A 23,629-nucleotide genomic window follows, 5' to 3' on the forward strand; every position below is an offset into this window, starting at 1 on the left:
ACTCATAGGGTTCGTCATCGCCGGGTGCCTACGCCGGCTCGGCCCGGTGGATCGTCATCGGCCGGTCGGGACTTCAACCCGGAGGAAAAAACAAACTCCGGTCTGCTGCGCGGTTCGAAAGTGATGGACTCTTTACGCCTCGTCACGCCCGTTTGACTATGAGCGAGGACACCAAGGACAACGTCGTTCCGGGGTCGGACGCCGACCTGGAGGGGCCCGATGTCAGGGGCTATGACTTCCGGGGCGAGTTCGACGTGGGCGATCTGCTCGATAGCTATGCGACGACCGGGTTCCAGGCGAGTGCCGTCTCGGAGGCCATCGACCTGATCGAACAAATGCGCGAAGCCGACGCCACGATCTACCTCACGCTGACGTCGAACATCGTCTCCTCCGGGCTTCGGGAGGTCGTCGCTGCGATGGTTCGGGAGGGCCTGATCGATGTCTTGATCACCACCTCCGGGTCGATTACCGAGGACATCATCAAGTCCGAAAAGCCGTTCAAGATGGGCGAGTGGGAAGTCGACGATATCGCGATGCGCGAGGAGGGAATCAACAGACTCGGGAACATCTTCGTCCCGTCGGACCGTTATGTCTGGCTCGAATCCTATCTCAACGACTTCTTCCCCGACTTCTTCGCCGAACAGAAGCTCCGAACCCCGACTGCCTTCTCCCGCGAGATCGGAAAGCGGCTGGAAGACGAGGACTCGGTATTGGTCCAGGCCGCCGAAAACGAGGTGCCCGTATACTGCCCTGCGCTCGTGGACGCGGAGGTCGGCAACTTCCTCTATTACTACCGTCAGAACGAGGACCCCGAGGTTGGCATCGAGATTCTCGAAGATTACGACGCCCTCATCGATGAGGGGCTGCTGGCTGAAGAGACCGGCCTGGTCGTTCTCGGGGGTGGCGTTCCGAAACACCAGGCGATCATGACCAACCTCTTCCGCGGGGGCGCTGACTATGCAGTCTACGTCTCGACTGGAATGGAGGGCGATGGGTCACTCTCCGGTGCCCCACCGAAAGAAGCCGTCTCCTGGGGGAAGATCAAGGACGGCGAAAAGAACCACACGCTGATCGAAGCCGAAGCCACGCTTGTCCTCCCGCTCATTGTCGCCGGTGTTCTCGAGGACCTCTAACTCACCAGAACGGGTCCGAACAGTCGAAGACGACGCCGTGGGTAGGGCAGATGTACTTGCAGTGACGGCTGTAGAGCGGGCGGTCACACGTCGGGCAGGTCGGGACGTTCTCCATGACAGATAGTGGGTGGATGCACAGCGGAGACGACGAGATTCGGGAAGCAGGTCCCGGATCAGGCCAGGTCGTTGATCCAGCTCAGCGCAGCCATCGCCGCCGGGAAGCCGACAGTCGGGATCGAGAGGATCGCGACCTGCCGCATCGCCGCCGGATCGACGCCGTCGTCCAGTCCCCGTCTGACGTGTGAATGGACCGCTCCTTCCGACTGGGCCCCGATCGAAATGGCCAGTTTTACGAGTCGCTTCTGTTCGCCAGCGAGTGGGCCAGCTTCGGCAGTGGCCTCCCCCAGGTCCGAGTAGGCCGCCCAGACGTCCGGATGCTCCCGAGCAAACTGTCGTGGCGTCGAGGGCATTTCTTCGATGGGATCCTCGTCGTTTGACATGTGTGCGTGACACTATGTCACGAAGTCACAAATAACCGAGTGTTGGGGAACCCGCACTCTGCCTAGAGCCCGGTCGGTTCGTCGATGAACATCGTCTCCGGACCCCATTCCGCAACCAACTCCGCCAGGGCCGCGACCCCGAACGTCTCGGTCGCGTAGTGCCCGCCAAGGAACACGTTCACGCCGGACTCCTTGGCCATGTGGTAGAGTTTGCCCTCTCCTTCGCCTGTGATGAACGCATCCACGTCTGTGGCGGCCGCTTCGTCCATCCAGTCCGTCCCGCTGCCGGTCACGATGGCGACAGTTTCGATCTGATCGGTCCCGAACTCCAACAACTGGACCCCTTCGCCAGCATGTTCGAGTTCGGCTTCGAGCGTCGATTGGAGCTCGCTCGGCGTCATCGGTGTCGGTAACCATCCCTTCTGTCCGATCGTAACCGGTCCCAGCTCACCGAAGGGAGACCGGTTCCCCATGTTGAGACGATTGGCCAGCCCGGAAGCATTACCAAACGACTGGTGGCCATCGAGCGGGAGATGAGCGGCATATAGGTCGATCTCGTTTTCGACCAACGCCGCGATTCGATCGTATGTCCGCCCCGTTACCCGCTCGATGCCACTCCACGAGAGGCCGTGATGGACGACCAGAACATCGGCTCCCCAGTCGGCTGCGGCCTCAATTGTCGAGACCACCCCGTCCACCGCGAACGCGACACGGTCGGCCGAACCGCTAGTGGCCCCGATCTGGAGCCCGTTTGCACTCGCGTCGACATCCGCATACGCGTCGGTATCCAATTCCTCGTCGAGTCGGTCGAAAAGGACTGCCTTTTGCATGCGCCAGGCTTCACAAGCCGAATACAAAGAGTCGGGGGTCACCGAATGGCTGTCGAGCGAAATACAGCCGTCCGAAGGAGTTTCGCGGCGAGAGTCGCAGCCTGTCCGTCGTCCCGATCGTTGACCTCGACCACGTCAAAGCCGTCCATAGCGGGCGCAACGGTCCTGACGACGTCACGAAGGGCCCGTGCGGAAAGGCCGTAGGGCTCTTTCGTTCCTGTTCCGGGTGCGACCCCTGGGTCGGCGGCATCAATGTCGACGCTGAGATACACCGATTCGTCCGCGAAGTCGGGCGTCCATTCCGCAACCGCATCCGGTGAAACGACGGTCACATCAGCAGCCGCTGCTCGTTCCCATTCAGTTTCGCTTCCGGCGCGGGCCCCGAGGATGACTGCCCGATCAGCAACGTCCAGGGCGTGACGGGTCACGGTGGCATGGCTCCAAACGTTTCCGGCTAGTTCCGCCCGCAGATCGAGATGGGCATCGAGCGTGACGAACACGTCCGGTTCGACGGCCTCGACGCCGGCGACCGTCACGGTGTGTTCCCCGCCCAAGAGCAACGGAATCGAGTCTTCGTAGCGGATGTCCCCGAGAATACCGGAGAGGTAGTCCAGATACTCGCGGGCGTCATCCCAGGCAGTAATGTCACCGTAGTCGTGAACCGAACACGCAGTAAAGTGCTGCTCCGTGTGGTGGTCGTAATCCTCGAATCCCTGGGCGAAGTGGCGGATCCGGTCGGGACCAAAACGGGTCCCCGGCTGAAAGCTCGTCGAGACGTCAAGTGGGGTCCCGACGATCACGAAATCGGCCTCGGACCGATCCGTGTTCGCGCCCGGGAACATTACACGATCTTGCGCTTGCCTTCGTATTCCAGGTACTCGATCTCGTCGTCGGGGGCCATGGACTCGTCCTCGGGAATCCGCATCGTGAACGTCTCGTAGGTATCGAGGTCCATGATTTGGGCGTCGTTGCCGTCGACCGAGACGACCTGGCCCTGCTGGCGTTCGATAATCGGGACCCAAATCTTCTGGTCGACCGGTTGGGAGAACGAGCGTTTCCGATCATCAAAGACGCCTCGACCTTCGACCCGAGCCTTTGCGCTCCCGTGCTTGCCCGGCTTGGCCGTACTGTACGCCGTGATTTTGCAGGGGACGTCGTCCATCATGACGTAGTTTCCTTCCTGAAGATCACGAACTTCATTCTGCTCTTTGGGCATATCGCGGGTTTTTCGCTTGCGGGCTATAAACAGTTTGGAACGGCACGTCCAGCAACTCCCTCTCGTGGAGAATGCCCACGACGCCGAATCTTACCCATCTTTGTCCCAGGGTAGACCATAAAACTTCCCCAATGCCTACTATTAAAACCTGAACGCTGCCTAGATCAGGTGATGAACGGGCTAACCCAGGACTGGTGGCCGGACCAGTTGCGCGTTGAGATACTCGACCAGAATACACAAGACGTCGATCCGTATGGGGCGGATTTCGACTACGCCGAGGAGTTCCAAAAACTCGACTACGAGAGCGTCAAAGCAGATATCGAAGCGGTGATGACGGACTCGAAGGAGTGGTGGCCTGCTGACTACGGCCACTACGGGCCATTCTTCATCCGGATGGCGTGGCACAGTGCCGGCACGTACCGGACCTTCGACGGCCGGGGAGGGGCGGCCGGTGGTCGACAGCGCCTCCCGCCACTCGACAGTTGGCCCGACAACGTCAACCTCGATAAGGCCCGACGCCTCCTCTGGCCGGTCAAGCAAAAATACGGCCGCACGCTATCGTGGGGAGACCTGATCGTTCTGGCCGGAAATGTCGCCCTCGAATCGATGGGATTCGAGACGTTCGGGTTTGCCGGCGGACGCGAAGACGATCACAAGCCAGACGAGGCCGTCGACTGGGGGCCAGAAGAGGAGTGGGAAGCGAGCGCCGAGGAGCGCTTCGACGAGGACGGGAGCCTCAAGTGGCCGCTGGGCAACACCGTGATGGGACTCATTTACGTGAACCCCGAGGGGCCGAATGGGGAGCCAGATACGGAGGCTTCGGCCCGGAACATTCGAGAATCGTTCGGGCAAATGGCGATGAACGACGAGGAGACGGTCGCGCTGATCGCCGGCGGACACACCTTCGGGAAGGTCCACGGTGCCGACGACCCCGACGAGCACATGGGTCCAGAGCCAGCGGCGGCACCCATGGAGAAGCAGAACATGGGCTGGGAGAACGACTACGGCGAGGGCAAGGGCCCCGACACAATTTCGAGTGGTATCGAGGGGCCCTGGAACACCACGCCGACCCAGTGGGACATGAGCTACATCGACAATCTGCTTGAATACCAATGGTGGCCCGAGAAAGGGCCCGGGGGTGCATGGCAGTGGACCACACAGAGCGGCGAACTGGACGAGGCCGCACCGGGCGTCGCTGACCCGTCTGAGAAGGAGGACGTGATGATGCTGACGACTGACGTCGCGCTGAAGCGGGATCCCGACTACCGGGAGGTTCTCGAACACTTCCAGGAAGACCCATCGGCGTTCCAAGAGGCCTTCGCGAAGGCGTGGTACAAGTTGATTCATCGGGACATGGGGCCACCGGAGCGGTTCCTCGGCCCCGAAGTCCCGGACGAGGTGATGATCTGGCAGGATCCAGTCCCGGATGTCGAGTACGAGTTGATCAGGGACGAGGACGTCGCCGAACTCAAGACGAGCGTTCTGGAGTCGGATCTCTCCGTTCCGGAACTCGTCAAGACCGCCTGGGCCGCTGCCTCGACCTTCCGCGACAGCGACAAGCGGGGCGGGGCAAACGGGGCCCGAATCCGGCTCGAACCGCAGCGGAGCTGGGAAGTGAACGAGCCGGCACAGCTCGAAACCGTGCTGGAGACGCTTGCAGATATTCAGGCGGATTTCAATAGCGCGCAGTCCGACGGAACGAAGATTTCCCTTGCCGATCTCATCGTCCTGGCTGGGAACGCGGCAATCGAACAGGCAGCAGCGGACGCCGGGTACGACGTGACCGTGCCGTTCGAACCGGGCCGAACGGATGCCTCCCAGGAGCAAACCGACGTCGACTCATTCGAGGCGCTCAAGCCGGCGGCGGACGGCTTCCGGAACTATCTCGGAGGGGACGCTGAGCGGATGGCGGAGGAAATGTTGATTGACCGGGCAGACCTTCTCTCGCTCTCGGCACCGGAGATGACGGTGCTGGTCGGCGGCATGCGGGCGCTCGAGGCGAACTACGAACAGTCCGACCTGGGCGTCTTCACCGACCGACCGGGCACGTTAACCAACGATTTCTTCGTGAACCTGCTCGACAACGGGACGGAGTGGGAAGCGGTCGATGACCTCGACAATCACTTCGAGGGCCGGGATCGCGACACGGGCGAGGTCCTGTGGGAGGGGTCACGTGTGGATCTGGTCTTCGGCGCGAACGCCAGGCTCCGTGCGATCGCTGAGGTGTACGGTGCCGATGACGCGGAAGCGAAGTTTGTCCATGACTTCGTGGAGACGTGGTCGAAGGTGATGCAACTCGATCGCTTCGACCTCGACTGAACCCAAGGCTGTCTCGGCCGAGGAGAGAGGACGGACTCGATTGACTCTCATCGGGTTCGTGAATTGCCACGCTGGTCCATGGGATAGTCCGGTCTGTGGTTCAGTTCAAAAACGAGCGCAACCGAGACAACCCGTCCTTCAGCTCCGTCGTCGGAAGCCCGAAGCCGATCCGAAAGTACTCGTCGAACCCGAACGCGGCACCGGGAGCCAGCACGACGGATTGCTCCTCGACGAACGCCCGGCAGAACGACTCGGAACCCGCAAACCCAGGTGGGACTTCCACGAACCCGTTGACCCCGACCGGATCGTACCAGGAAAGTCCCTGTTCCTCGAGGAACGATCGAACGATCTCCCGGTTCCGCTTTGCAAGTGTCTGGTTTTCGGAAAGGATGCCTGCTTCCTGCTCGCCGAGGGCCTGTTTGGCCACGTGCTGGCCGATCTTCGAGGGCGAGATGGTGGTGTAGTCTTTCCACTCCCAGGCTGCTTCGACGACGTGTTCTGGCCCAGCCAACCACCCGAACCGGAGGCCAGCAAGCCCGTACGCTTTCGTGAGCCCGGCAGTGCTGATTCCATGCGGGCCCAGTGACGCGACCGGTGGGTTCGGATCCGGATCGAGGAGCCGGTAGACCTCGTCTGCGTGGAGGAAGGCGTCGTTGTCCGCCGCGATGTCGTAAAGCGCCGTGACCGTCTCGGGGTCGTGGTAGCGCCCAGTGGGATTATTGGGATTGTTGAAGACGATAAGGGTGGTCTCAGGTCGGACCGCATCGGCCACCGCATCGACGTCGAGTGTCCAGTCCGGCGGTTCGAGGTTAACCCGAGTCACGGAGGCGATGGTTTCGGAAACTGTATGCAACGCCTGGTAGGTCGGGGTCACGACGACGGCGTGATCGTCCCGGTTTAGCAGGGACCGGTAGAGCGTGTAATTGGCCTCCTGGGTGCCCACCGTAAGAAGCACCTCGTCTCGGCTTCGACCGTATCGCTCCCCAATTCGGGCCCGCAATTCGGGGTCCCCATTGGTTGGAATAACGTAGCCGAGACGACCCGGGTCGAGATCGAAGCGATCGGCCGCCAGGCTCCGAATTCCCGACTCTGCGAGCATGATGTCGGCCTCATGTTCGTATTCGGCGAAGAAGCGTTCGAGTTCGAACGGCGGAACGTCCATACCCGAAATTCGGGCGGGGGAACTTAGTTCTCCCCGGAATCGCCGCCTGTCTGCCGGTGCCCCTGGCGCTCGCCGAGGTACTGGTCTGTCATCTGGGGGGCGGTCCGGATCCCCTCCCGCCGGGTGAAACTCCGGACAAGCCAGATGCCTGCCCCGAGCGTGAGTCCCACGCCCGCCCAAACGGCGGGGAACGCCGATTCGACGTATAGGAGAGCCGTCGTTGGAATCCCGGCAGCCAGGAGCATGCCGAGGACGAGTCGTTTGGTCAACTGTTCGATCACGTCGTCACTGTCTTGGACTTCCGCCTGGACAGTAAGTGACTCACGTTCGACCCGGTCGAGGGCGCTTTCGAGTTTGGGTGGAATGTCGATAGAGGCCTTTGCGGCCGCCTCGAGATCGTCGCGGGTGTCCGAGAGAACCTTCCTGACCGAGTCCTCACGGTACCCTTCCTCTGTGAGATACGCCGAGGCAACCTCGATGAAGTCGAATTCTCGATCCAGAGTCACACAGACCCCTTCCACGATGGTCGCCAGGCGCATCACCAACGCGAGGTTCTCCGGGAGTCTGAAGGGGAACTCGTAGATTGTGTCTTCGACCTGCTCCAGGATCTCCTGCACTCGATAGGTCTCGATTTGCTCGCCGCGAGCGTCTTGGATAGCCAGTTCCATCACTTCGGCCATCGTCTGCCGGTCGGCGTCAGGTGACAGTGTTCCCATCGCGGTGAGAACGTCGAGAATCTCGTCGATGTCCTGATTGGCAACGGCGAGATAGAAATCGACGATCTTGTCTTGAATGTAGGGTTCGACCCGGCCGCTCATGCCAAAGTCATAAAAGACGATCGTGCCGTCTTCCTGAACCGCAAGATTCCCCGGATGGGGATCGGCGTGGTAGACACCATCGTCAGTAATCATCTCCAGATACGTTCGAGTGAGGGTTTCCGCGACCTGACTCCGATCGATGCCCTGCTCGTCGAGGGCTTCGACGTCAGTAATCTTGGTCCCGGGAACGTATTCCATCGTGAGAACCCGGCTGCTGGAGTGGGACTCGATGGCTTCCGGCATGATCATCCGTGAATCGTCACTGAAATTGCTCCGGATCTCCTGTAACATCCGCCGCTCGCGATCGTAGTCCATCTCCTCCCGGATCGTCTTCCCGAACTCGTCCGCGAGGTTTTGAAGCGAAAATGATCGGGCCTCGTCGGCAAAATATAGGAGGAGCGGGAGCGCCCAATGGATCGCCGTGAGGTCCGCCTCGACAAGCCCATCAATGCCGGGCCGTCTGACTTTCACGGCGACGGGCTGACCGTCAATTTTCCCCCGGTAGACCTGACCCAGACTCGCTCCGCTAATCGCATCGGTATCGAATTCGGCAAAGTGCTCCTCCACCGGCCCGAGTTCCGATTCGAGGACTTGCCTGGCCTCGGACCAGGGCGCCGGGGGAACTTTATCCTGAAGTTGGCTGAGGACGCTGATATACTCCGGCGGCAAGACGTCCGGCCTCGTCGAAAGGATCTGTCCGAACTTGATGAATGTCGGTCCGAGCGTGAGCAACGAATCCAGGAGTTGTTGGGCACGGTCACGACGTTGGCCCGAATCGATCGACCGGGAACTGCCAAAGAGGAGAAACCGGCGCCGGTCCCTGAGCCATATCACCAACAGTGGCAGGAAGTGGTACGCAACTACCACGAACCGCCAATACGAGCGAAGTCGCCCCATGACTATCCCTCGATCGGAATCGATCGCCCAGCGCCCGTTCCCCTGGGGACATCGAGGGTCAGGACCCCTCGGTCCAACATGGCACTTGCGTCCGCGGGATTCGCATCAGGTGGCATCGGAATGGTCGCTTCGAGAACCATCGACCGAGTATCGGTGTGATATTCGAAGCCCTCGGGGACCGACTTCTGCCGCTGGGCCTCGATTTTGAGTGCAGTTTCGGTTGCCGCCACTGAAAGACCCTCCTCGTCAACTCCAGGCACATCGAGGATCAATCGGTAGGCTGCCTCCGATTCGAGTAAATCTGCGAAGACGGCGTCCGGGAGCGACGAAAGCGCCTCGCGTAACGGATCAGTAGCCATATTCCACAATTGGGGGCCAAGGGCCTAAATGCCAGTGGTAGCGGCCATCCCCTTCCGGCTTTGTGGCGACTACTCCAGGAAGGCCTCACTGGCCGGCGCGAACTCGATAGTGGTGCCCAGGCCCGCTTCGCGGGCCCGTTCGTAGAGCAGGAACGCCCCGGCGGTCGTTTCGATACCGGTTCCACCGCTGTCGAAGACGGTTATCTGATCGGCGGTTGTCCGCCCGGGAGCCTCCCCGGCGACTACCGCGCCGAGTTCCGCGTGCACGTGGTCGGCCTCGATGACTCCCGCCTTGAGGGCGTTGAGAAACGACCCGGCGTCCTGCAGGACCCGGGCTTCGAGGTCTGGAACGTAGACGGACCGCTCGAGAGTCGTTGCATCGAGCTCGTATTTGTTCGGATCGTACTGTCCCATCGCCGTTACATGGGTTCCAGGCTCGAGGTCAGAGCCATCAAAGACAGGATCGCTGGCATCCGTGGCTGTGATCACGATGTCCGCCCCATCGAGAGCGGCGGCCGGGCTCGACACGGGAGTTATCGGCGCCTCGGTCGTGTCAGTCATTGTTTCTGCAAACGCCTCGCGAGAGGTGTCTGTAGGGGAATAGACCCGGACCTCGGACAGGTCACGAACGGTTGCGGTCGCCCGGAGTTGCGCTTTGGCCTGGGTCTGGCTACCAAAGATCGCGAGCACGCTTGCATCGTCCCTGGCCAGGGAGTCAACTCCCACAGCACCGGTCGCCCCGGTCTTGAACGGGTTCATGCTCGCGCCGTCGACAATCGTCAGCAGTTCGCCTGACTCGGCGTCGAAAAGTGGGGTGACGAACCAGGCGTCACCCGCCTCGAAGCCGGCGCTGTACATGTATCCACCCATCACTCCAGTCTCCGGTAGAATGGCCGCGTAGGTCGTGAACAGTCCCGGCGGCTCCGTGTTTCGGAGCGCAGTCCGGGGTTTTGCTGGCGCACCTGTCCCACGCTGGCGGTAGGCCTCCCGAACGACCTCAACGAACGCCGACTGTTCGGCAAGCCCAGACACGTCCTCGTTGGAGAGGAACAAGACGTCTGTCATACTGCAACCGAGACGCGCCATCGCCGAAAACCTCGGGGTGGCCGTCCCGGGTTGTTATTGGCGCGCCGGGCCAATCCGGGACTATGACTGACTCGGACAGGGACCGATTGGACGGCGGTCCGACGCCGATCGCGGAGGCGGTAGCCGTGCTCGAGGACCAACTCGGGCCTATCGATCGGACCGAAACCGTCCCCATCGGCGAGGCAAAAGGTCAGGTTCTGCCGAACGCGATAGTCGCGGACCGGAATCTGCCAGCGTACCGCCGTTCCGAACGCGATGGCTATGCTGTCCGAGCCGCTGACACAACCGATGCAGCCGGTACCGAACCGAGCGTTTTCTCCACGACGACCGGAGCCATTGGGACAGGTGAAACTGCATACGTTCACACCGGGTCGGCGGTTCCCGAGGGGGCCGATGCTGTCGTAATGATCGAGAACGTGAGTGAGATGCCCGAGGAGGGGGCCAAGCCGGAAACTGATGGACAATCTGGGAACCGCATCAAAATCCGAGCGCCCGTCGAATCCGGAGCCTATGTGACTCCGATCGGGGCAGACCTCCAAACCGGAACGTCCCTCTTCGAGGCGGGGCACCGGCTCCGACCCGGTGATCTTGGCGCTCTCAAACTGGCGGGGGTCCGAAAGATTCCTGTTCTGGACGCACCGACGGTTGCTGTCATTCCCACCGGGGAGGAACTCGTGCAGTCGGATCCAGACCCGGGTGAAGTCGTCGAGACGAACGGACTCGTCGGATCGACACAGGTGGAGCAGTGGTGTGGCACTGCCCGGTATCGGGACGTGGTCACAGATGAAGAATCGGCCCTGCAAGCGGCAATCGAACGGGACCTGGACGCGGACCTGATCGTGACGACAGGCGGGTCATCTGTCGGCTCCCGAGATTTACTTCCCTCGGTCGTCGCTGATCGTGGCGAGGTGCTGATTCGGGGTTTGGCACTTCGGCCTGGGCATAGTGCCGGTGTCGGCGTCGTTTCCGGGACTCCAATCGCAATGCTTCCAGGGACACCGATCGCCAGCCTCGTTGTTGCCTCGTTGGTGGTTCGCCCTGCGCTCGCAACGGCGGTTGGAACGCAGCCCGTCGATCCGCCAACGGTCCAGGCAACCCTCGAAACCGAGTTGCATAGCGAAGCCGGTCGACGAACAGTACATGGTGTCACCCTCGACAACGGGGGCGGCCAGACCGATTCACCGGTGGCCCGTACTGCCGAGCGCGGTGGCCTCCCGTCACTCACCGGAATTGACGGCTGGGTGCAGGTGGCAGAGTCATCGACAGAACTGACTGTCGGAGAATCAGTGCCAGTCGAGCGGTGGGGGGTGTCGTTCTGTTGAGTCGGGGTCAGTCCGAGGCCGATCGGGTCCACAACTCGGCGAAACTCGAGACTCGATAGTCACCCAACACGCATTTGCCTCGGTCGCAGGCGCCGTGTCGCTCGACGTGGACAGCGTCGAGCCCGGCGTTCCAGGCTGCGCCGACATCCGTGTCGGCGTCACCAGCCATTACCCCACTGGCAGTGTCGGGGTCGATGTCGAGGTCCTCCATCGCAAGGTGGAGGGGCGTAGGATCGGGTTTCCAGCCGATCTCCTCAGAACAGGTGATCACGGTATCGAACCAGTCCGTGATACCCAACGAGTCCATCACTGGCTCGGCGAGAAACGGCTGTGAATGGGTCACGACCCCGGCCGGCACGTCGAGGTCGGCGACGAAGGACGCGTCATCATGGAGATAGGTTGCCTCGACTCGCTCCTTCGGGTCTTCGATGCGATGGAAGGTCTCCCAGAACGTGACTGGTTCGAATCCCAGATGGTCGAGATAGACATCTCGCGAACCGACCAGGCCATGCCACAGCGATCGGGCCTCCCGGTCGGAGAAATGGTAGTCCATCTGCTCGCCAACTCGGTCAAAGACCTCACGTGTATAGGCCCACTCCGTGTCGACAAGGGTTCCGTCGAGATCGAGTAACCAGAAGTCGTAGGCCTCGGGTCGCATGCAATTCAGTTGTCAGCGGGCAAATAAGTGTGTTGCGCTGTGTCGCTCAGAGGGTCTCGACCCGCTCAGCGAGTTCGAGGTCCTGCTCGGTCACACCACCGGCCTCGTGGCTGGTGAAGACGATGGTTACCGAGCGGAACTCGATGGTGATTCGGGGGTGATGAAGGGCCTCGTCCGCGATTCGAGCGACGTCGGCCGCAAACTCGACGCCCGCAAGATAGGATTCGAAGTCGTATGTGCGGACGATTTCGTCGTCCTTGAGGGTCCATTGGGGCGGAAGCTGCTTTTGTACGGCCCGAGGTGTGAGTGGCTCTCCCATATCCATGCACTTGGCTTCCGTCGTAAAACGATCTTCCCTCCCGGCGACCGGAACCACTACCGCAGGTCGGTCGCAATACGACACGGTCTCACGGTTTTACGAAGCCGTCTTCGGTAATCGGGACGACCGTTTCGGCCGCGTCTTCGACCGCCGTGACGATTTCGCCCTGTTTCCCGGCCCGTTCCCAGTAAAAGACCAGATCAAAGGTCTCTGCCCGAAGCAGTTGCTGACACTCCCAAATGACCGCATCGTCTTTGAGCTCTCGACCGTGAAACTGCCCGGCTCCGAAGCGGTCGTCGTCCTCGCCGGCATAGACGTACATCTCTCCATCCTGCAGAACGTCGGCGATCCGCTCGCCTATCTCGAGCATCAATTCGTTCATCGCCGGCTCCTCGCTGCGTACGTAGTCCGTATGCACCACGATTCCGACGAGTTCGGACTCCCCGGGAACCAGCAGGGAGACCGCCTGCTGATAGAGTTCGTGGTCGCCTGGCTCCGACATGCTCAGGCGTAGGAGGATGATCGGTTTAGCCTTTGGCTTCGAGCGGAAAACTCATGGACGCGGCCCGTCTTCTCACAGATGATGCGTGATTGGATCACCCGCGGGTTTCGAGCTATCTACGAGCGGGTGCTCCGGCGAGAGATTTCGGGGGCCCCATCCCACGTCGCGATCATTCAGGATGGGAACCGGCGGTATGCCCAAGAACACGGGGCCGAGGCGAAGGACGGACACGAAGCAGGCGCCGAGACGACCGAACGAGTCCTGGAGTGGTGTGCACAACTCGGTATCGAGGAACTGACCATCTATGCGTTCTCTACGGAGAACTTCGACCGGCCGGCCGAGGAACGTGAACACCTGTTTGACCTTCTGGCGGAGAAGCTCTATGAGTTCGCTGACAGCGACCGGGTCCACGAGGACAAGGTGAACATTCGGGTGCTCGGGCAGACCAATCGCATGCCCGAACGCGTCCAGAAAGCGATCGACTACGCGCAGCGCCACACCGCCGGCTATGACAGTCTAACGCTAAACGTCGCGATCGCGTACGGCGGGCGTGCGGCACTGTTGGATGTCACACGGGACGTCGCGGCCGACGTCGATGCGGGCGCCCTCGAGCCGGAGTCGGTCGACGTCGAAACCATCGAATCCAGGCTGTACCACGGCGCGATGCGTGAGGTCGATCTCATCGTCAGAACCGGCGGTGACGAACGCACGAGCAACTTCCTGCCCTGGTACGCAAACGGGAACGAGGCCGCGGTCTTCTTCTGTACGCCCTACTGGCCCGAGTTCTCGAAGGTCGATTTCCTCCGGGCGATCCGGACCTACGAGGCCAGGGAGGCGTCCTGGCGCCAAACGCGGGCCCAGCGAGCCCTCGCGCTCGTCAGGGCGTTGGGTGACGAAGTGCAGGGTCGACGGGTCCTGGATCGGTTGGGCGAGACCCTCCCGGACGACGAGCCGGTGGCCGAAGAGACGGATTCACCGGCAGACTAAGCCACCACGACGAGCCGAAGATTAAGATATCTGCCACGGGTAATTAGAGTATGAACAGACGCATTATCGCCGTCCTGGCCCTCACAGCCCTCATCATGCTAAGCGGGTGTGCGCTCCTCACTGGAGAGACCCTCGAATTCACGGCCGGCCAAGCGTCCGTTTCCGACGAAGCACAGCAAACGGCCCAATACGAACTACTCGAGATGGACACCCAATCGATCAACCGGACCGTCGAAGCCCTCGGGCAGGACCGAACTGTAAAAGCGACCAACCACATCGCGAGATACGAACGGGGCCTCGCAGTGACGACCACTGAGACCGTGGGAACCGTGGTGGTCATTTCGACGCCGCAAATGAATGTTGCAGGGCAGTCCGTGAACCCCGTCGGGTCGATGCCACCCCAACAACTCCTCGAAACCGTGGCCGCCGGCCAGGATGGATTCTCGGATGTCTCACAAAGGGAGAACCGAACAATGACCGTGCTGGGCGAAGACGCGACGGTGACCGTCTTCGACGCCACGACCGAATACGGCGGCCAGAGCGTTGATGTGACGGTCCATCTCGTCCGGGTCACTCACGAAGGGGATTACGTCATCGGGCTTGCGGTTCACCCGACCCTCATAAGTGGTGAGCAGGCCGGCGTGGACACGATGTTCGGCGGTATCGAACACACGGGCACCGACTGATCGGTGACTACCGCTGCCACGGCCTATTTACAGCCTTAGTGCGAACACGAGGTATGTTCGAGTCCGACGAAATCGGTCGGTTCCGGCGCCAGGAAGCAGTCTTTCGCGACCGGATCGAGGATGCTGGGGACGCCACGTTCATACCGGATGCCGGTCGCTACCACCTCTACATCTCACGGGCCTGTCCGTGGGCCCACGGGGCGGCACTCGTCCGAACGTTGCTCGGCCTGGAAGACGCCATCACGATGGACATCGTCGACCCGTATCGCGAGGCGGACGGATGGCAGTTCACGCCCGAAAAAAACGGCTGTACCCAAGATACAGTCAACGACACTGAGTACCTCGACGAGGTGTACCAACTGGCGGATGCCCGGTTCTCCAAACGCCCAACAGTTCCGGTCCTCTGGGATCGCGAGACCGGGACGATCGTGAACAACGAGTCGATCGAAATTATGCGCATGCTCGGGACCGCGTTTGGCTCCCACCGAGACGGAGCCGTGGACCTCTATCCCGTCGGTCGGCGCGATGAGATCGATCGAATCGTCGACGAACTCTACGAACCGATCAACAACGGGGTCTACCGGGCCGGATTCGCCGACTCACAGCAGGCCTACGACGAGGCGATCGACGATCTCTTCGGGGCGTTGGATCGGTGGGAGACAGTGCTCGAGGACCAGCGGTATCTCCTCGGCGAACAACTGACGCTCGCCGACCTCCGACTCTTTGCCACACTCGTCCGCTTCGATTCGGTCTATCACACCCACTTCATGTGCAACAAAAAGCGGATCGTCGACTACCCCAACCTCTGGGGGCACACCCGTGACATCTACCAACTCCCTGGGGTCGCCGAGACGGTGAACATGGCCCACATCAAGGAGCATTACTACACGACCCATCCCGACGTCAACCCCAAGCGCATCATCGCTCGTGGGCCAGACCTGGACTTCGAGGCGCCCCACGATCGTGACCAATTGCCGGGCGAACCGCCGACCACGCTCCAATAGCGGGGCAGCTAGCCAGTTTCACTTTCACCGTGGTAGGCACGGGGTTTAGGGTCCGAATCACCGACTCCGATTCATGTTGCGTCGGTCCCATCGAGGCGCGATCTTCACGAACGCAGCGGTCTTCAGCGCCGATTGGGTCCCTGCGGATTTCCACTCCCGCGACGGGGAACTCGACACGATGGCGACGGCGCTCGAACCGATCCTGGAACACGAGCCGGCCTCCGGGCTCTTCCTCTCCGGCCCCACCGGCACGGGCAAAACGAGTAGTAGCCAGCATCTCCTGGGACGGTTGCAGGGCCACACCGGCGAACTGCACACCGCCACCGTCAACTGCTGGTCGAATCACTCCCGGTATCGAGTGCTCTACCGGATCGTCGAGGAGATCAAGGGGCGGGCGGTGACGACTCATGACCACGCCGCGTCGGCCCTCCAGGACACGCTTCGGACGGTCGATGCACCCACCGTCGTCGTGCTCGACGAGGCCGATCAGCTCGACGAGCCGGAGGTGATCTATGACCTCTACGAGGAGCCTTCTCTCGCGGTCGTCGTCACAGCCAACACGAAATCCGACGTGCTCGTCGGTCTCGACGAACGGATCCAATCGCGACTCCGCACCTTCATCGACGTCGAGTTCGACCCCTACACGGCCGGAGAACTCACCCCAATCCTCGAACAGCGGGCCCGCCACGGCCTGCAGCCGGGCGTGATCGAGACGGACCTGCTCGGAGACATCGCTCGGGCCGCAAACGGGAACGCCCGCGACGCCATCGCCGCCCTCGAAGGGGCCGCCCAGCAGGCCGTCGAGGACGGCGCGGAGCGGATCGAGTCCGACCACGTTACCACCGCGGTCGCGAGCGCTAGCCAGGACGTCCGCAAAGAGACCCTCAAACGGTTAAACGACCACCAACGGGAGATCTACGAACTCGTCGCGGCGGCCGGGCCACTCAGTCCGCGGGCGATCTACGCGCACTATCGCGAGCAAATGGCCGATCCGCGGTCCCAGCGAACGGTCCGGAAGTACGTCCGGAAACTCGCCCAGTACGACCTCCTCACAGCCACGGGTGCGGCCCAGAGCCGTAAATACCAACTCGTCGAAGACGCCCCGCAGCCGGAGTGAAGACTGCGGAGTCCGTATGCCGATACTTCTGAGCGGTTCAAGCAACGACAATCTCCCCGGTCCGGAAGCAGGTCCGGAAGCGACCCGGCCGAATCAACCGATCGGCTCAGACGACCGCAAACCGCACCGATAGGCGCTGAAGAGGGATCGACCGACTCAGCACCGGCCGGTCCGGAAGGGTCGGAAGGGTCCATACCCGACTTTTCTTGCCAGAAGCCCACTCCACCAGTATGCACGACACACGATCCGTCCCCGAACTGCCCCAGTTGACCGAGGGGGTCCACCTCCTCGAGACATCCCAGCGAGCGGTCGGACCTTTGCACGCGCTGGTACTCGATCACCTGCTCCTCGAAGGCGGACACGCCGTCTGGATCGACGCGAACGGCTACGGGACCTCAATGCACCTGGCCGACGTCGCCCCCTCTACTCGGGTTCTGGACCGGGTGCACATCGCTCGGGGGTTCACGGCCTACCAGCACCAGGCACTCGTTCAGGACGCAGTCGAACCGATCGACGACGACACCAGCCTGGTCGTCGCCCCGGCCGTCGACGCGCTCTACCGCGCTGACGATATCCGGGGTGCCGAGCCACAGACACTGTTGTTGCAGAGTCTCTCCCGGTTGGCCCGATACGCGCGTGACAGCGGGCTGCCGGTCCTCACGACTCGGACCACCGCGGACGACTTCAGCGACCCGGTTGCGCGCCTCGCGGACGGAGTCATCGAAGTCGAGCAAACGACCTTCGGCCCCCGCTTCCGAGGCTCGGACTTCGAAACGCTGGTGTATGCCGAAAACGGCCCGACCATGCAAACCACCCTGACCTACTGGGCCCGGATACTCGGTGCCCGACAGGCGCTGCACGAGGAGGGGACGACCAACCAGCCGACAACCCGGGTGAGCCACTGATGGGGCGCACCAACCCGACATATCGCGACCGGCTCAGGTCCCTCGAAGAACGCTGGAGCGGCTACCGCCATACCCTCCGACGACGGGACCGCGAGCCGTTCGACCGGCTCTGGGAACATGCTCGCGGCCACGCGGACGCGAGTGGGTTTCAGAACCCGCCAGATCCCATGGACGCCGTCCTCCTCTCGGTCTGTCTGGAGCAAGAACGGACGATCGAGACCCTCGCAGAACGGATCGACGCACTCGAAACACGAGTGGATGAAACCGCGGAGACCAACGCTGCGGTGACCGAAACGGCCGAATCTGAGGAGACGGATACCACCACGACCGGGCCGGCCGAAGCCGACCCGACCGAATAGATGTACACGTTTGACTTTCTGGAAGACGGGGGCGTTCGCCGGTGGACGACCACGCCGGACGGCGCGACGGCCACCATCGACGCCGACTACCACCCGACCATCTACGTCGGAAGCGAGGACTGGGAGACCATCGCCGACGTGCGCGACGATATCGCCGCCCATCCGAACGTGGCCGATGTCGCCGTCACGTCGAAGCGACCGGGATGGCGCCACGAAGAGACAAACGTCCTCAGGGTCGAGGTGAGTCACATCGACGCAGTCGACGCGCTTGCCCCACAAATCGCAAACATGGACCGACCCGGGACCCTGCGACTCTACAACGTCGACTTCTCGCGGCAGTTCCGCTACTGTCTCGAAACGGGCTGCTCACCGGTCCCGGACCGAGACCTCGAAACCCTCCCGATCGACGTGCCCGCGACCGAGTTGAGCGGTCCGGCGGGATTCGAGACCGTCACCATCGGTGGACAGACCGTCAGCGGCGACCGGCTCGCAGTCCTCGATACCGTGTTGGACCGGATCCACGCCCTCGACCCGGACGTACTGGTGGTGTCGAGTGCTGCGGTGATCCCACAGCTGTTCGAACTGGCCGCCGCCAACGACCGGGACCCGGTTTCGGTCGGGCGGGAACCGGGCTATCAGCAACTCGCCGGCCAATCTACCTACGAGAGTTACGGGCAAGTGGGCCACTCGCCGGCCCGGTATGCGGCTCCCGGTCGGGCCATCATCGACCGGTCGAACACGTTCTTCTACAGCCAGACGAACCTCGAGGGGGTCCTGGACCTGGTCGAGCGATCCCGGAAACCGCTGCAGGAACTCGGGTGGGCCTCCATCGGGAACGTCCTCACCGCGATCCAGATCCGGGAAGCCCGCCGCCGCAACGTGTTGGTTCCCTGGCGCTCGTGGCGCCACGAGCAGTTCAAAACGATGGGCCAACTGCACGCAGCCGACCGGGGCGGAACCACCTTCTCACCCGAGGTCGGCCTGCACGAGGATGTCCACGAACTCGATTTTGCCTCGATGTACCCCAACATCATCGTCACCCGCAACATCTCCCCGGAGACGATCCGGGGTGACTGTCCGGAGTCGAAGACGGTTCCGGGACTAGGATACGATATCTGTCTCGAGCGGGGCTATCTCCCCGACGTCCTCGAACCGCTGATCGAGGACCGGGAGGCCATCAAGTCGAAATTGGCAGCGGCCGAGGACCCCGAGCGCCGCGCGGAACTGCAGGGCCGGTCGGAGGCGATCAAGTGGATCCTCGTCTCCTGTTTTGGCTACCAGGGCTTTTCGAACGCGAAGTTCGGCCGGATCGAGGCCCACGAGGCCATCAACGCCTACGCCCGGCAATTGCTGCTTACGGCCAAAGACCACCTCGAAGCGGGCGGCTATCGCGTCCTGCACGGGATCGTCGACTCCATCTGGGTGAGCCCCCGAGCGGACACGACACAGACACCGCTCCGGGAGATCGCCGCCGAGGTTTCCCGGGAGACCGACATCGACTTGGAGTACGAAGCCGCCTACGACTGGGTCGCCTTCGTCCCGATGAAAGACGCCGAGAAAGGCGCATTGACCAAGTATTTCGGCCGGTTGCGTGATCCCGAGCCGGGCGAAGGCCCCTTCAAAGTCCGGGGGATCGAACTCCGACAGCGCTCGACGAGCAACTGGGTCGCTGCCCTCCAGCGAGCGCTCCTCGAGACGCTTGACGAACACCGGGCGCCGGAACCAGTCCTGCGAACGCTTCGCGAGTGGCTCGAGGAACTGAACCGTGGCGCCGTCGATCCCACTCGACTTCTGATCAGGAATCGCGTCTCGAAATCCCTGGCGGCCTACACCCAGTCCACTCGAAACGTGGCCGCACTCAAACGGTCACAGGCGCAGGGGATCGAAACCCATCCCGGCCAGGACGTTGCGTACGTCGTGGTCGACGACACGAAATCCTCGCGGGATCGTGTCCGATTAGAACACGAACCGATCGAGGACTACGACACCGCGTTCTACCGGGACCGGGCGATCCGGGCCGCGGCAGCAGTGCTGTCACCCCTTGATGTGCGCGAGAGCGACATTCGTGATTCTCTCGAGGCGACTGCACCCACCACCGTGACAGGCTGGAGTGCCAGTCCCTGAGCCGACGGGGTGACTGTCCTCCACGATCGAAAGAGACGTTTCAGAACGGAACTGATGGTACCCAACGTTCTTGTCTCAGAGCCCCGTTAAACCTGGTATGAAAGCCGCCCTGATCGGTCTCGGGCAAGCCGGCGGCCGGGTCGCAGAAGCGATCCGGGACGCCGACCACGAGGCCGGATACGACGCCGTCCGTGGCGTCCTGGCTGTGAACACGGCGCGGTCCGACCTCCAGGGCCTCGACGTCGAAACGATGCTCATCGGGGAGGACCGAGTCAGCGGCCACGGCGTCGGCGCGGACAACGAACTTGGCGCCTCCATCATGCAAGCCGACGTCGGCGAGGTCCTGACTGGACTTGACGGGATCGTCCATCCGGAAACGGAGGCCATCCTGCTCATCGCCGGACTCGGTGGCGGAACAGGAAGCGGTGGCATGCCGGTACTCGCAAAGGAACTGCGGCGACTCTACGACAAACCGGTCTACGGGCTCGGAATCCTCCCGGGCCGGGACGAAGGCGCGATCTACCAGAAAAACGCCGGCCAATCGCTCCAGACCGTCGCCAGGGAGACCGATTCGGTCATTCTCCTCGAAAACGACGCCTGGAGACAGACCGGGGAGTCGGTAGCGGAGTCGTTTGCGGCCATCAACGAGCGGATCGCCCAGCGACTCATTCTCCTGCTCGCGGCCGGCGAGGCTGTCGAAGGAGTCGGCGAATCGGTCGTGGATTCGAGCGAGGTACTCAACACCCTTCGACCCGGCCAGATGGCCGCTATCGGCTACGCCGCTGCGGATGCCTCCCCGGACCCGGGCGAGAATGTCAACGTCATCACAAGTACCGCCAGGCGAGCGCTGTTGACCGACATGAGTATCCCTGAAACGACGACCGCCGAAGCCGCACTCGTGATCGTCGCTGGCGATCCGGAGCGACTTTCGCGGAAAGGAGTCGAGAAAGCACGAAAGTGGGTCGAATCGGAGACCGGAAGTATGGAAGTCAGAGGGGGCGATTTCCCGGTTCCGGGCGAGCGGATCGCCGTCATTGTACTCCTGTCGGGGATAGCCGGGTCCCCACGCCTGGAAAGCTTCATGGACCGGGCCATTGAGGCAGCCGAGGACGTGGACACCGGCCCAGAACGGAAAACAGCCTTCGAAACCGACGAACTGGACGACCTGTTCTAGCAGCTCACTGCCCGTCCGACGAATCTCACTGGCCAAACCGGTGGATCTGACTGGCTGAACCGGTGAAACTCACTGGCCGAACCGGCGGGTCCGCTGTTTGTACTCGAGCACTGCCCGAAGGAACTCCCGGTCTCGAAAGTCCCGCCAGTTGACGTCGGTGAAGTAGAGTTCGGAGTACACCGACTGCCAGATCATGAAGTCCGAAAGGCGCTCCTCTCCAGTCTTGATTACCAGATCGGGCTCATCCGCGAAGACCAACCGCGTTTCGATGTCCGTTTCGGTGATCTCAGAGGGGTCCAGGTCGCCTTGCTCGACGGCCTCGGCGATCGATCGAACGGCCGAGGCGAACTCCTCTTTCCCGCCCAATCCGAGATTGATCTGAATCGGGGCAACACCGGGTTCGGGAGTTCGGGGGTCCCGAATGGCGACGTCCCGGGGGAATTCCAAGGATTCCACCGACCGTTGAACGGTTTCCAGCACCGCCTCGTCGAGCACGCTCACATAGACAGTCACTCGTTGTGCGCCGACGTCGAATGCCAGGTCGACAAAGCGCTCGAGGTTGCCGTACGCCCCGCGTTCGAGGAGGTCCCGTTCAGTGATAACAAGCGCAACATGGGACGGTGGTTCCCCTGGGGTCAGCCGAACCCGCAATCCGAGGTACCGGTCGTACAGGGCCACAACCGGGATTGGGTGTCCGGCCACTAAACGGGTCTGGATCGAAATAGGGGCGGTTCGAGGTACTTAAGTAAGCCCCACCGAAAATCCCGAGAACGCGTGACTCGTCCACTCACTAGACCAGCGACGTTCGCGGCACTTTCGGTGGTGTCCCTGTTCGTCGCGTTTTCGGTGTGGGGGACAGTTGCACTCTTCCTCGCAGTCGCTGTCGTGGGTACAACGATCACAGACGGAGCCATCTTCGAAGCGCTCTCGACGGCGGTCGACGAACAGGACGGTCGGTTGCGAACCCTCATCTCGTTTGCCCTCAGCGCCGCGGCCCTCGCAGCGTTGATTCCTGCAGTCGCGCTCCCAGCATCCGTGTATGTGACCACCATGCTCACGGTCGGGTTCGGGGATTTGGGTCGTCGGGCCATTGAACGTGTTCGCTCCGATCCGGTTCCGTCGACTGCGGGGTTCGTCTTTGTCGGTGGCGCGGCGGGAATTCTTGGGCAACTTCTGTTGGCTTTCCTCATCGGAACACCGGCACTGACCCCGTCCATCGTATTCATCGCCGCCAGTGGTGCCTTCCTCGGCGGCTTGCTGCGCTCGGTGCTGTACGCTCGAAACGACCCGTTGGTGCTGGGATTTATGGGGCTCCTGCTCTGGCTGCTCGCCGATCTCGCCATCGCGGTCAGCTGGACCCCGGTGCTCGTCGCGATCGGTGTATCGCTGCTCTTCGGTTCGCTTTCGATCGCACTCGAAACCGCCTCGATACCCGGGATGCTCACCGGGGTGTTCCTCTCGCTTTTGGCGGTCGTACTCGGGGGATACGGCTGGTTCGTCGTGCTGATCGCCTTCTTCGGGATCGGGGGCCTCTCGACGAAGTACCACTACGAGGAAAAGGTCAGCCGCGGCGTAGCCGAACCCAACGAGGGCGCACGGGGAACCGGAAACGTGCTCGGGAATTCCCTCGCCGCACTCGTCGCGTTGCTCCTCTTTGCCGCCCATGCACGGCTGCCGGTCCCCGAAATCGTCTTCGTCTACGCCTTCGCAGGCAGTGTCGGGACCGCGCTTGCCGATACCCTATCCAGCGAGATCGGCGGATTGTACGACGATCCACGGCTCCTCACCTCCTTCGAGCCGGTCGAGCCGGGCACTGACGGCGCAATAACCTGGCAGGGTGAACTGGCGGGTATCGCTGGGGCGGCAATCATCGCGTTGCTGACCGTTGTTGTCCTCCCGCTCTCCTGGGTCAGCGTCGCGATCGTGATCCTCGCAGGGTTGATCGGCATGACCGTCGACAGCGTCGCCGGCGCGACGATCGAGGGGCAATACATCGGCAACCAGGCCGTCAATTTCCTCGCGACGAGCGCGGGTGGGCTCGCTGGCGCGGCACTCTCGCTGTTCGTTTTCTAAGCCCGCGTTTACTGTTCGTCCGCTACGTCTCGCGTTCGCTGTTCGTCCACTAAGTCCCTGTTTCGCTTGTCATCAACAA

At 62.2% G+C, this 23,629-nt stretch carries 25 protein-coding genes; 12 read left to right on the top strand and 13 right to left on the bottom strand.

Annotation, left to right across the window (positions count from 1 at the left end; all coding sequences use genetic code 11):
* Positions 1-158 precede the first annotated feature (158 nt).
* Positions 159-1,133, top strand: coding sequence for a deoxyhypusine synthase (locus V5A26_RS07510; RefSeq protein ID WP_332321422.1), 975 nt, complete (start codon positions 159-161; stop codon positions 1,131-1,133).
* 1 nt (position 1,134) lies between these two features.
* Here the strand turns inward: V5A26_RS07510 and V5A26_RS07515 are convergent, their stop codons facing one another.
* From V5A26_RS07515 to V5A26_RS07535, 5 genes are all read right to left on the bottom strand, one after another.
* Positions 1,135-1,248, bottom strand: a complete 114-nt coding sequence (locus V5A26_RS07515) for an HVO_2523 family zinc finger protein (protein WP_332321421.1) — start codon at positions 1,246-1,248, stop codon at positions 1,135-1,137.
* A 58-nt stretch (positions 1,249-1,306) separates the two neighbouring features.
* Positions 1,307-1,633 (bottom strand): carboxymuconolactone decarboxylase family protein, encoded by a 327-nt coding sequence (locus tag V5A26_RS07520; RefSeq protein ID WP_332321420.1) that lies wholly within the window; start codon positions 1,631-1,633, stop codon positions 1,307-1,309.
* Positions 1,634-1,695: 62 nt separating this feature from the next.
* The gene (locus V5A26_RS07525) at positions 1,696-2,463 is read right to left on the bottom strand and encodes a Nif3-like dinuclear metal center hexameric protein (protein ID WP_332321419.1); all 768 of its coding nucleotides are present in this window, start codon (positions 2,461-2,463) and stop codon (positions 1,696-1,698) included.
* A 38-nt stretch (positions 2,464-2,501) separates the two neighbouring features.
* Positions 2,502-3,305, bottom strand: a complete 804-nt coding sequence (gene speB / locus V5A26_RS07530) for an agmatinase (protein WP_332321418.1) — start codon at positions 3,303-3,305, stop codon at positions 2,502-2,504.
* Positions 3,305-3,679 (bottom strand): translation initiation factor IF-5A, encoded by a 375-nt coding sequence (locus tag V5A26_RS07535; RefSeq protein WP_332321417.1) that lies wholly within the window; start codon positions 3,677-3,679, stop codon positions 3,305-3,307. Before V5A26_RS07535 ends, speB begins: the two co-directional genes overlap by 1 nt.
* Before the next feature lie 171 nt (positions 3,680-3,850).
* Here V5A26_RS07535 and katG point away from each other — a divergent pair, with 171 nt between their 5' ends.
* Entirely contained in the window at positions 3,851-5,998 is a 2,148-nt protein-coding gene (katG, locus tag V5A26_RS07540; RefSeq protein ID WP_332322309.1) for a catalase/peroxidase HPI, read from the top strand.
* Between the two features lie 100 nt (positions 5,999-6,098).
* Here the strand turns inward: katG and V5A26_RS07545 are convergent, their stop codons facing one another.
* From V5A26_RS07545 to V5A26_RS07560, 4 genes are all read right to left on the bottom strand, one after another.
* Complete coding sequence (locus V5A26_RS07545; protein WP_332322310.1) at positions 6,099-7,160, bottom strand: aminotransferase class I/II-fold pyridoxal phosphate-dependent enzyme; 1,062 nt, start codon at positions 7,158-7,160, stop codon at positions 6,099-6,101.
* A gap of 23 nt (positions 7,161-7,183) precedes the next feature.
* Positions 7,184-8,875, bottom strand: a complete 1,692-nt coding sequence (locus V5A26_RS07550; RefSeq protein ID WP_332321414.1) for an ABC1 kinase family protein — start codon at positions 8,873-8,875, stop codon at positions 7,184-7,186.
* Positions 8,876-8,877: 2 nt separating this feature from the next.
* Entirely contained in the window at positions 8,878-9,234 is a 357-nt protein-coding gene (locus V5A26_RS07555) for an Hsp20/alpha crystallin family protein (RefSeq protein ID WP_332321413.1), read from the bottom strand.
* A 69-nt stretch (positions 9,235-9,303) separates the two neighbouring features.
* Positions 9,304-10,299, bottom strand: a complete 996-nt coding sequence (locus V5A26_RS07560) for an ornithine cyclodeaminase family protein (protein ID WP_332321412.1) — start codon at positions 10,297-10,299, stop codon at positions 9,304-9,306.
* Between the two features lie 83 nt (positions 10,300-10,382).
* Here V5A26_RS07560 and V5A26_RS07565 point away from each other — a divergent pair, with 83 nt between their 5' ends.
* Positions 10,383-11,642, top strand: a complete 1,260-nt coding sequence (locus V5A26_RS07565) for a molybdopterin molybdotransferase MoeA (RefSeq protein WP_332321411.1) — start codon at positions 10,383-10,385, stop codon at positions 11,640-11,642.
* A 7-nt stretch (positions 11,643-11,649) separates the two neighbouring features.
* Here V5A26_RS07565 and V5A26_RS07570 read toward each other — a convergent pair whose 3' ends face one another.
* From V5A26_RS07570 to V5A26_RS07580, 3 genes are all read right to left on the bottom strand, one after another.
* Complete coding sequence (locus tag V5A26_RS07570) at positions 11,650-12,300, bottom strand: HAD family hydrolase (protein ID WP_332321410.1); 651 nt, start codon at positions 12,298-12,300, stop codon at positions 11,650-11,652.
* A gap of 46 nt (positions 12,301-12,346) precedes the next feature.
* Entirely contained in the window at positions 12,347-12,619 is a 273-nt protein-coding gene (locus tag V5A26_RS07575) for a 4a-hydroxytetrahydrobiopterin dehydratase (RefSeq protein WP_332321409.1), read from the bottom strand.
* Positions 12,620-12,707: 88 nt separating this feature from the next.
* Positions 12,708-13,121, bottom strand: coding sequence for a DUF5778 family protein (locus tag V5A26_RS07580; RefSeq protein WP_332321408.1), 414 nt, complete (start codon positions 13,119-13,121; stop codon positions 12,708-12,710).
* A gap of 81 nt (positions 13,122-13,202) precedes the next feature.
* On the opposite strand from V5A26_RS07580, the gene uppS reads away from it, so the two are divergent.
* The 8 genes from uppS (at position 13,203) to V5A26_RS07620 (ending at position 21,477) form a co-directional block, all read left to right on the top strand.
* Positions 13,203-14,108, top strand: coding sequence for a polyprenyl diphosphate synthase (uppS, locus tag V5A26_RS07585; RefSeq protein WP_332321407.1), 906 nt, complete (start codon positions 13,203-13,205; stop codon positions 14,106-14,108).
* A 50-nt stretch (positions 14,109-14,158) separates the two neighbouring features.
* Entirely contained in the window at positions 14,159-14,794 is a 636-nt protein-coding gene (locus tag V5A26_RS07590; RefSeq protein WP_332322311.1) for a DUF6517 family protein, read from the top strand.
* A gap of 53 nt (positions 14,795-14,847) precedes the next feature.
* Positions 14,848-15,798 (top strand): glutathione S-transferase family protein, encoded by a 951-nt coding sequence (locus V5A26_RS07595; RefSeq protein ID WP_332321405.1) that lies wholly within the window; start codon positions 14,848-14,850, stop codon positions 15,796-15,798.
* Between the two features lie 73 nt (positions 15,799-15,871).
* Positions 15,872-16,915 (top strand): Cdc6/Cdc18 family protein, encoded by a 1,044-nt coding sequence (locus V5A26_RS07600; protein ID WP_332321404.1) that lies wholly within the window; start codon positions 15,872-15,874, stop codon positions 16,913-16,915.
* Between the two features lie 230 nt (positions 16,916-17,145).
* A complete protein-coding gene (locus tag V5A26_RS07605) occupies positions 17,146-17,820 on the top strand; it encodes a hypothetical protein (RefSeq protein ID WP_332321403.1) in 675 nt (224 codons plus the stop codon).
* Positions 17,820-18,179: a hypothetical protein gene (locus tag V5A26_RS07610; RefSeq protein WP_332321402.1), complete on the top strand. Its 360-nt coding sequence runs from the start codon at positions 17,820-17,822 to the stop codon at positions 18,177-18,179. Before V5A26_RS07605 ends, V5A26_RS07610 begins: the two co-directional genes overlap by 1 nt.
* Positions 18,180-20,303 (top strand): type B DNA-directed DNA polymerase, encoded by a 2,124-nt coding sequence (locus tag V5A26_RS07615; RefSeq protein ID WP_332321401.1) that lies wholly within the window; start codon positions 18,180-18,182, stop codon positions 20,301-20,303. It begins immediately after the preceding gene.
* A 97-nt stretch (positions 20,304-20,400) separates the two neighbouring features.
* Complete coding sequence (locus tag V5A26_RS07620; RefSeq protein WP_332321400.1) at positions 20,401-21,477, top strand: tubulin/FtsZ family protein; 1,077 nt, start codon at positions 20,401-20,403, stop codon at positions 21,475-21,477.
* A gap of 69 nt (positions 21,478-21,546) precedes the next feature.
* Here the strand turns inward: V5A26_RS07620 and V5A26_RS07625 are convergent, their stop codons facing one another.
* A complete protein-coding gene (locus V5A26_RS07625) occupies positions 21,547-22,155 on the bottom strand; it encodes an undecaprenyl diphosphate synthase family protein (RefSeq protein WP_332321399.1) in 609 nt (202 codons plus the stop codon).
* Between the two features lie 96 nt (positions 22,156-22,251).
* Here V5A26_RS07625 and V5A26_RS07630 point away from each other — a divergent pair, with 96 nt between their 5' ends.
* The gene (locus tag V5A26_RS07630) at positions 22,252-23,550 is read left to right on the top strand and encodes a DUF92 domain-containing protein (protein WP_332321398.1); all 1,299 of its coding nucleotides are present in this window, start codon (positions 22,252-22,254) and stop codon (positions 23,548-23,550) included.
* Positions 23,551-23,629: the final 79 nt, after the last annotated feature.

Source organism: Halodesulfurarchaeum sp., assembly GCF_036626455.1.
Classification (GTDB): Archaea; Halobacteriota; Halobacteria; order Halobacteriales; family Halobacteriaceae; genus Halodesulfurarchaeum.

What these genes read in the sequence shown, in the direction of transcription:
- V5A26_RS07510 (WP_332321422.1), top strand. Translation starts at nt 159, where the DNA reads ATGAGCGAGGACACCAAGGACAACGTCGTTCCGGGGTCGGACGCCGAC.
- V5A26_RS07515 (WP_332321421.1), bottom strand. Translation starts at nt 1,248, where the DNA reads ATGGAGAACGTCCCGACCTGCCCGACGTGTGACCGCCCGCTCTACAGC.
- V5A26_RS07520 (WP_332321420.1), bottom strand. Translation starts at nt 1,633, where the DNA reads ATGTCAAACGACGAGGATCCCATCGAAGAAATGCCCTCGACGCCACGA.
- V5A26_RS07525 (WP_332321419.1), bottom strand. Translation starts at nt 2,463, where the DNA reads ATGCAAAAGGCAGTCCTTTTCGACCGACTCGACGAGGAATTGGATACC.
- speB (WP_332321418.1), bottom strand. Translation starts at nt 3,305, where the DNA reads ATGTTCCCGGGCGCGAACACGGATCGGTCCGAGGCCGATTTCGTGATC.
- V5A26_RS07535 (WP_332321417.1), bottom strand. Translation starts at nt 3,679, where the DNA reads ATGCCCAAAGAGCAGAATGAAGTTCGTGATCTTCAGGAAGGAAACTAC.
- katG (WP_332322309.1), top strand. Translation starts at nt 3,851, where the DNA reads ATGAACGGGCTAACCCAGGACTGGTGGCCGGACCAGTTGCGCGTTGAG.
- V5A26_RS07545 (WP_332322310.1), bottom strand. Translation starts at nt 7,160, where the DNA reads ATGGACGTTCCGCCGTTCGAACTCGAACGCTTCTTCGCCGAATACGAA.
- V5A26_RS07550 (WP_332321414.1), bottom strand. Translation starts at nt 8,875, where the DNA reads ATGGGGCGACTTCGCTCGTATTGGCGGTTCGTGGTAGTTGCGTACCAC.
- V5A26_RS07555 (WP_332321413.1), bottom strand. Translation starts at nt 9,234, where the DNA reads ATGGCTACTGATCCGTTACGCGAGGCGCTTTCGTCGCTCCCGGACGCC.
- V5A26_RS07560 (WP_332321412.1), bottom strand. Translation starts at nt 10,299, where the DNA reads ATGACAGACGTCTTGTTCCTCTCCAACGAGGACGTGTCTGGGCTTGCC.
- V5A26_RS07565 (WP_332321411.1), top strand. Translation starts at nt 10,383, where the DNA reads ATGACTGACTCGGACAGGGACCGATTGGACGGCGGTCCGACGCCGATC.
- V5A26_RS07570 (WP_332321410.1), bottom strand. Translation starts at nt 12,300, where the DNA reads ATGCGACCCGAGGCCTACGACTTCTGGTTACTCGATCTCGACGGAACC.
- V5A26_RS07575 (WP_332321409.1), bottom strand. Translation starts at nt 12,619, where the DNA reads ATGGGAGAGCCACTCACACCTCGGGCCGTACAAAAGCAGCTTCCGCCC.
- V5A26_RS07580 (WP_332321408.1), bottom strand. Translation starts at nt 13,121, where the DNA reads ATGTCGGAGCCAGGCGACCACGAACTCTATCAGCAGGCGGTCTCCCTG.
- uppS (WP_332321407.1), top strand. Translation starts at nt 13,203, where the DNA reads ATGCGTGATTGGATCACCCGCGGGTTTCGAGCTATCTACGAGCGGGTG.
- V5A26_RS07590 (WP_332322311.1), top strand. Translation starts at nt 14,159, where the DNA reads ATGAACAGACGCATTATCGCCGTCCTGGCCCTCACAGCCCTCATCATG.
- V5A26_RS07595 (WP_332321405.1), top strand. Translation starts at nt 14,848, where the DNA reads ATGTTCGAGTCCGACGAAATCGGTCGGTTCCGGCGCCAGGAAGCAGTC.
- V5A26_RS07600 (WP_332321404.1), top strand. Translation starts at nt 15,872, where the DNA reads ATGTTGCGTCGGTCCCATCGAGGCGCGATCTTCACGAACGCAGCGGTC.
- V5A26_RS07605 (WP_332321403.1), top strand. Translation starts at nt 17,146, where the DNA reads ATGCACGACACACGATCCGTCCCCGAACTGCCCCAGTTGACCGAGGGG.
- V5A26_RS07610 (WP_332321402.1), top strand. Translation starts at nt 17,820, where the DNA reads ATGGGGCGCACCAACCCGACATATCGCGACCGGCTCAGGTCCCTCGAA.
- V5A26_RS07615 (WP_332321401.1), top strand. Translation starts at nt 18,180, where the DNA reads ATGTACACGTTTGACTTTCTGGAAGACGGGGGCGTTCGCCGGTGGACG.
- V5A26_RS07620 (WP_332321400.1), top strand. Translation starts at nt 20,401, where the DNA reads ATGAAAGCCGCCCTGATCGGTCTCGGGCAAGCCGGCGGCCGGGTCGCA.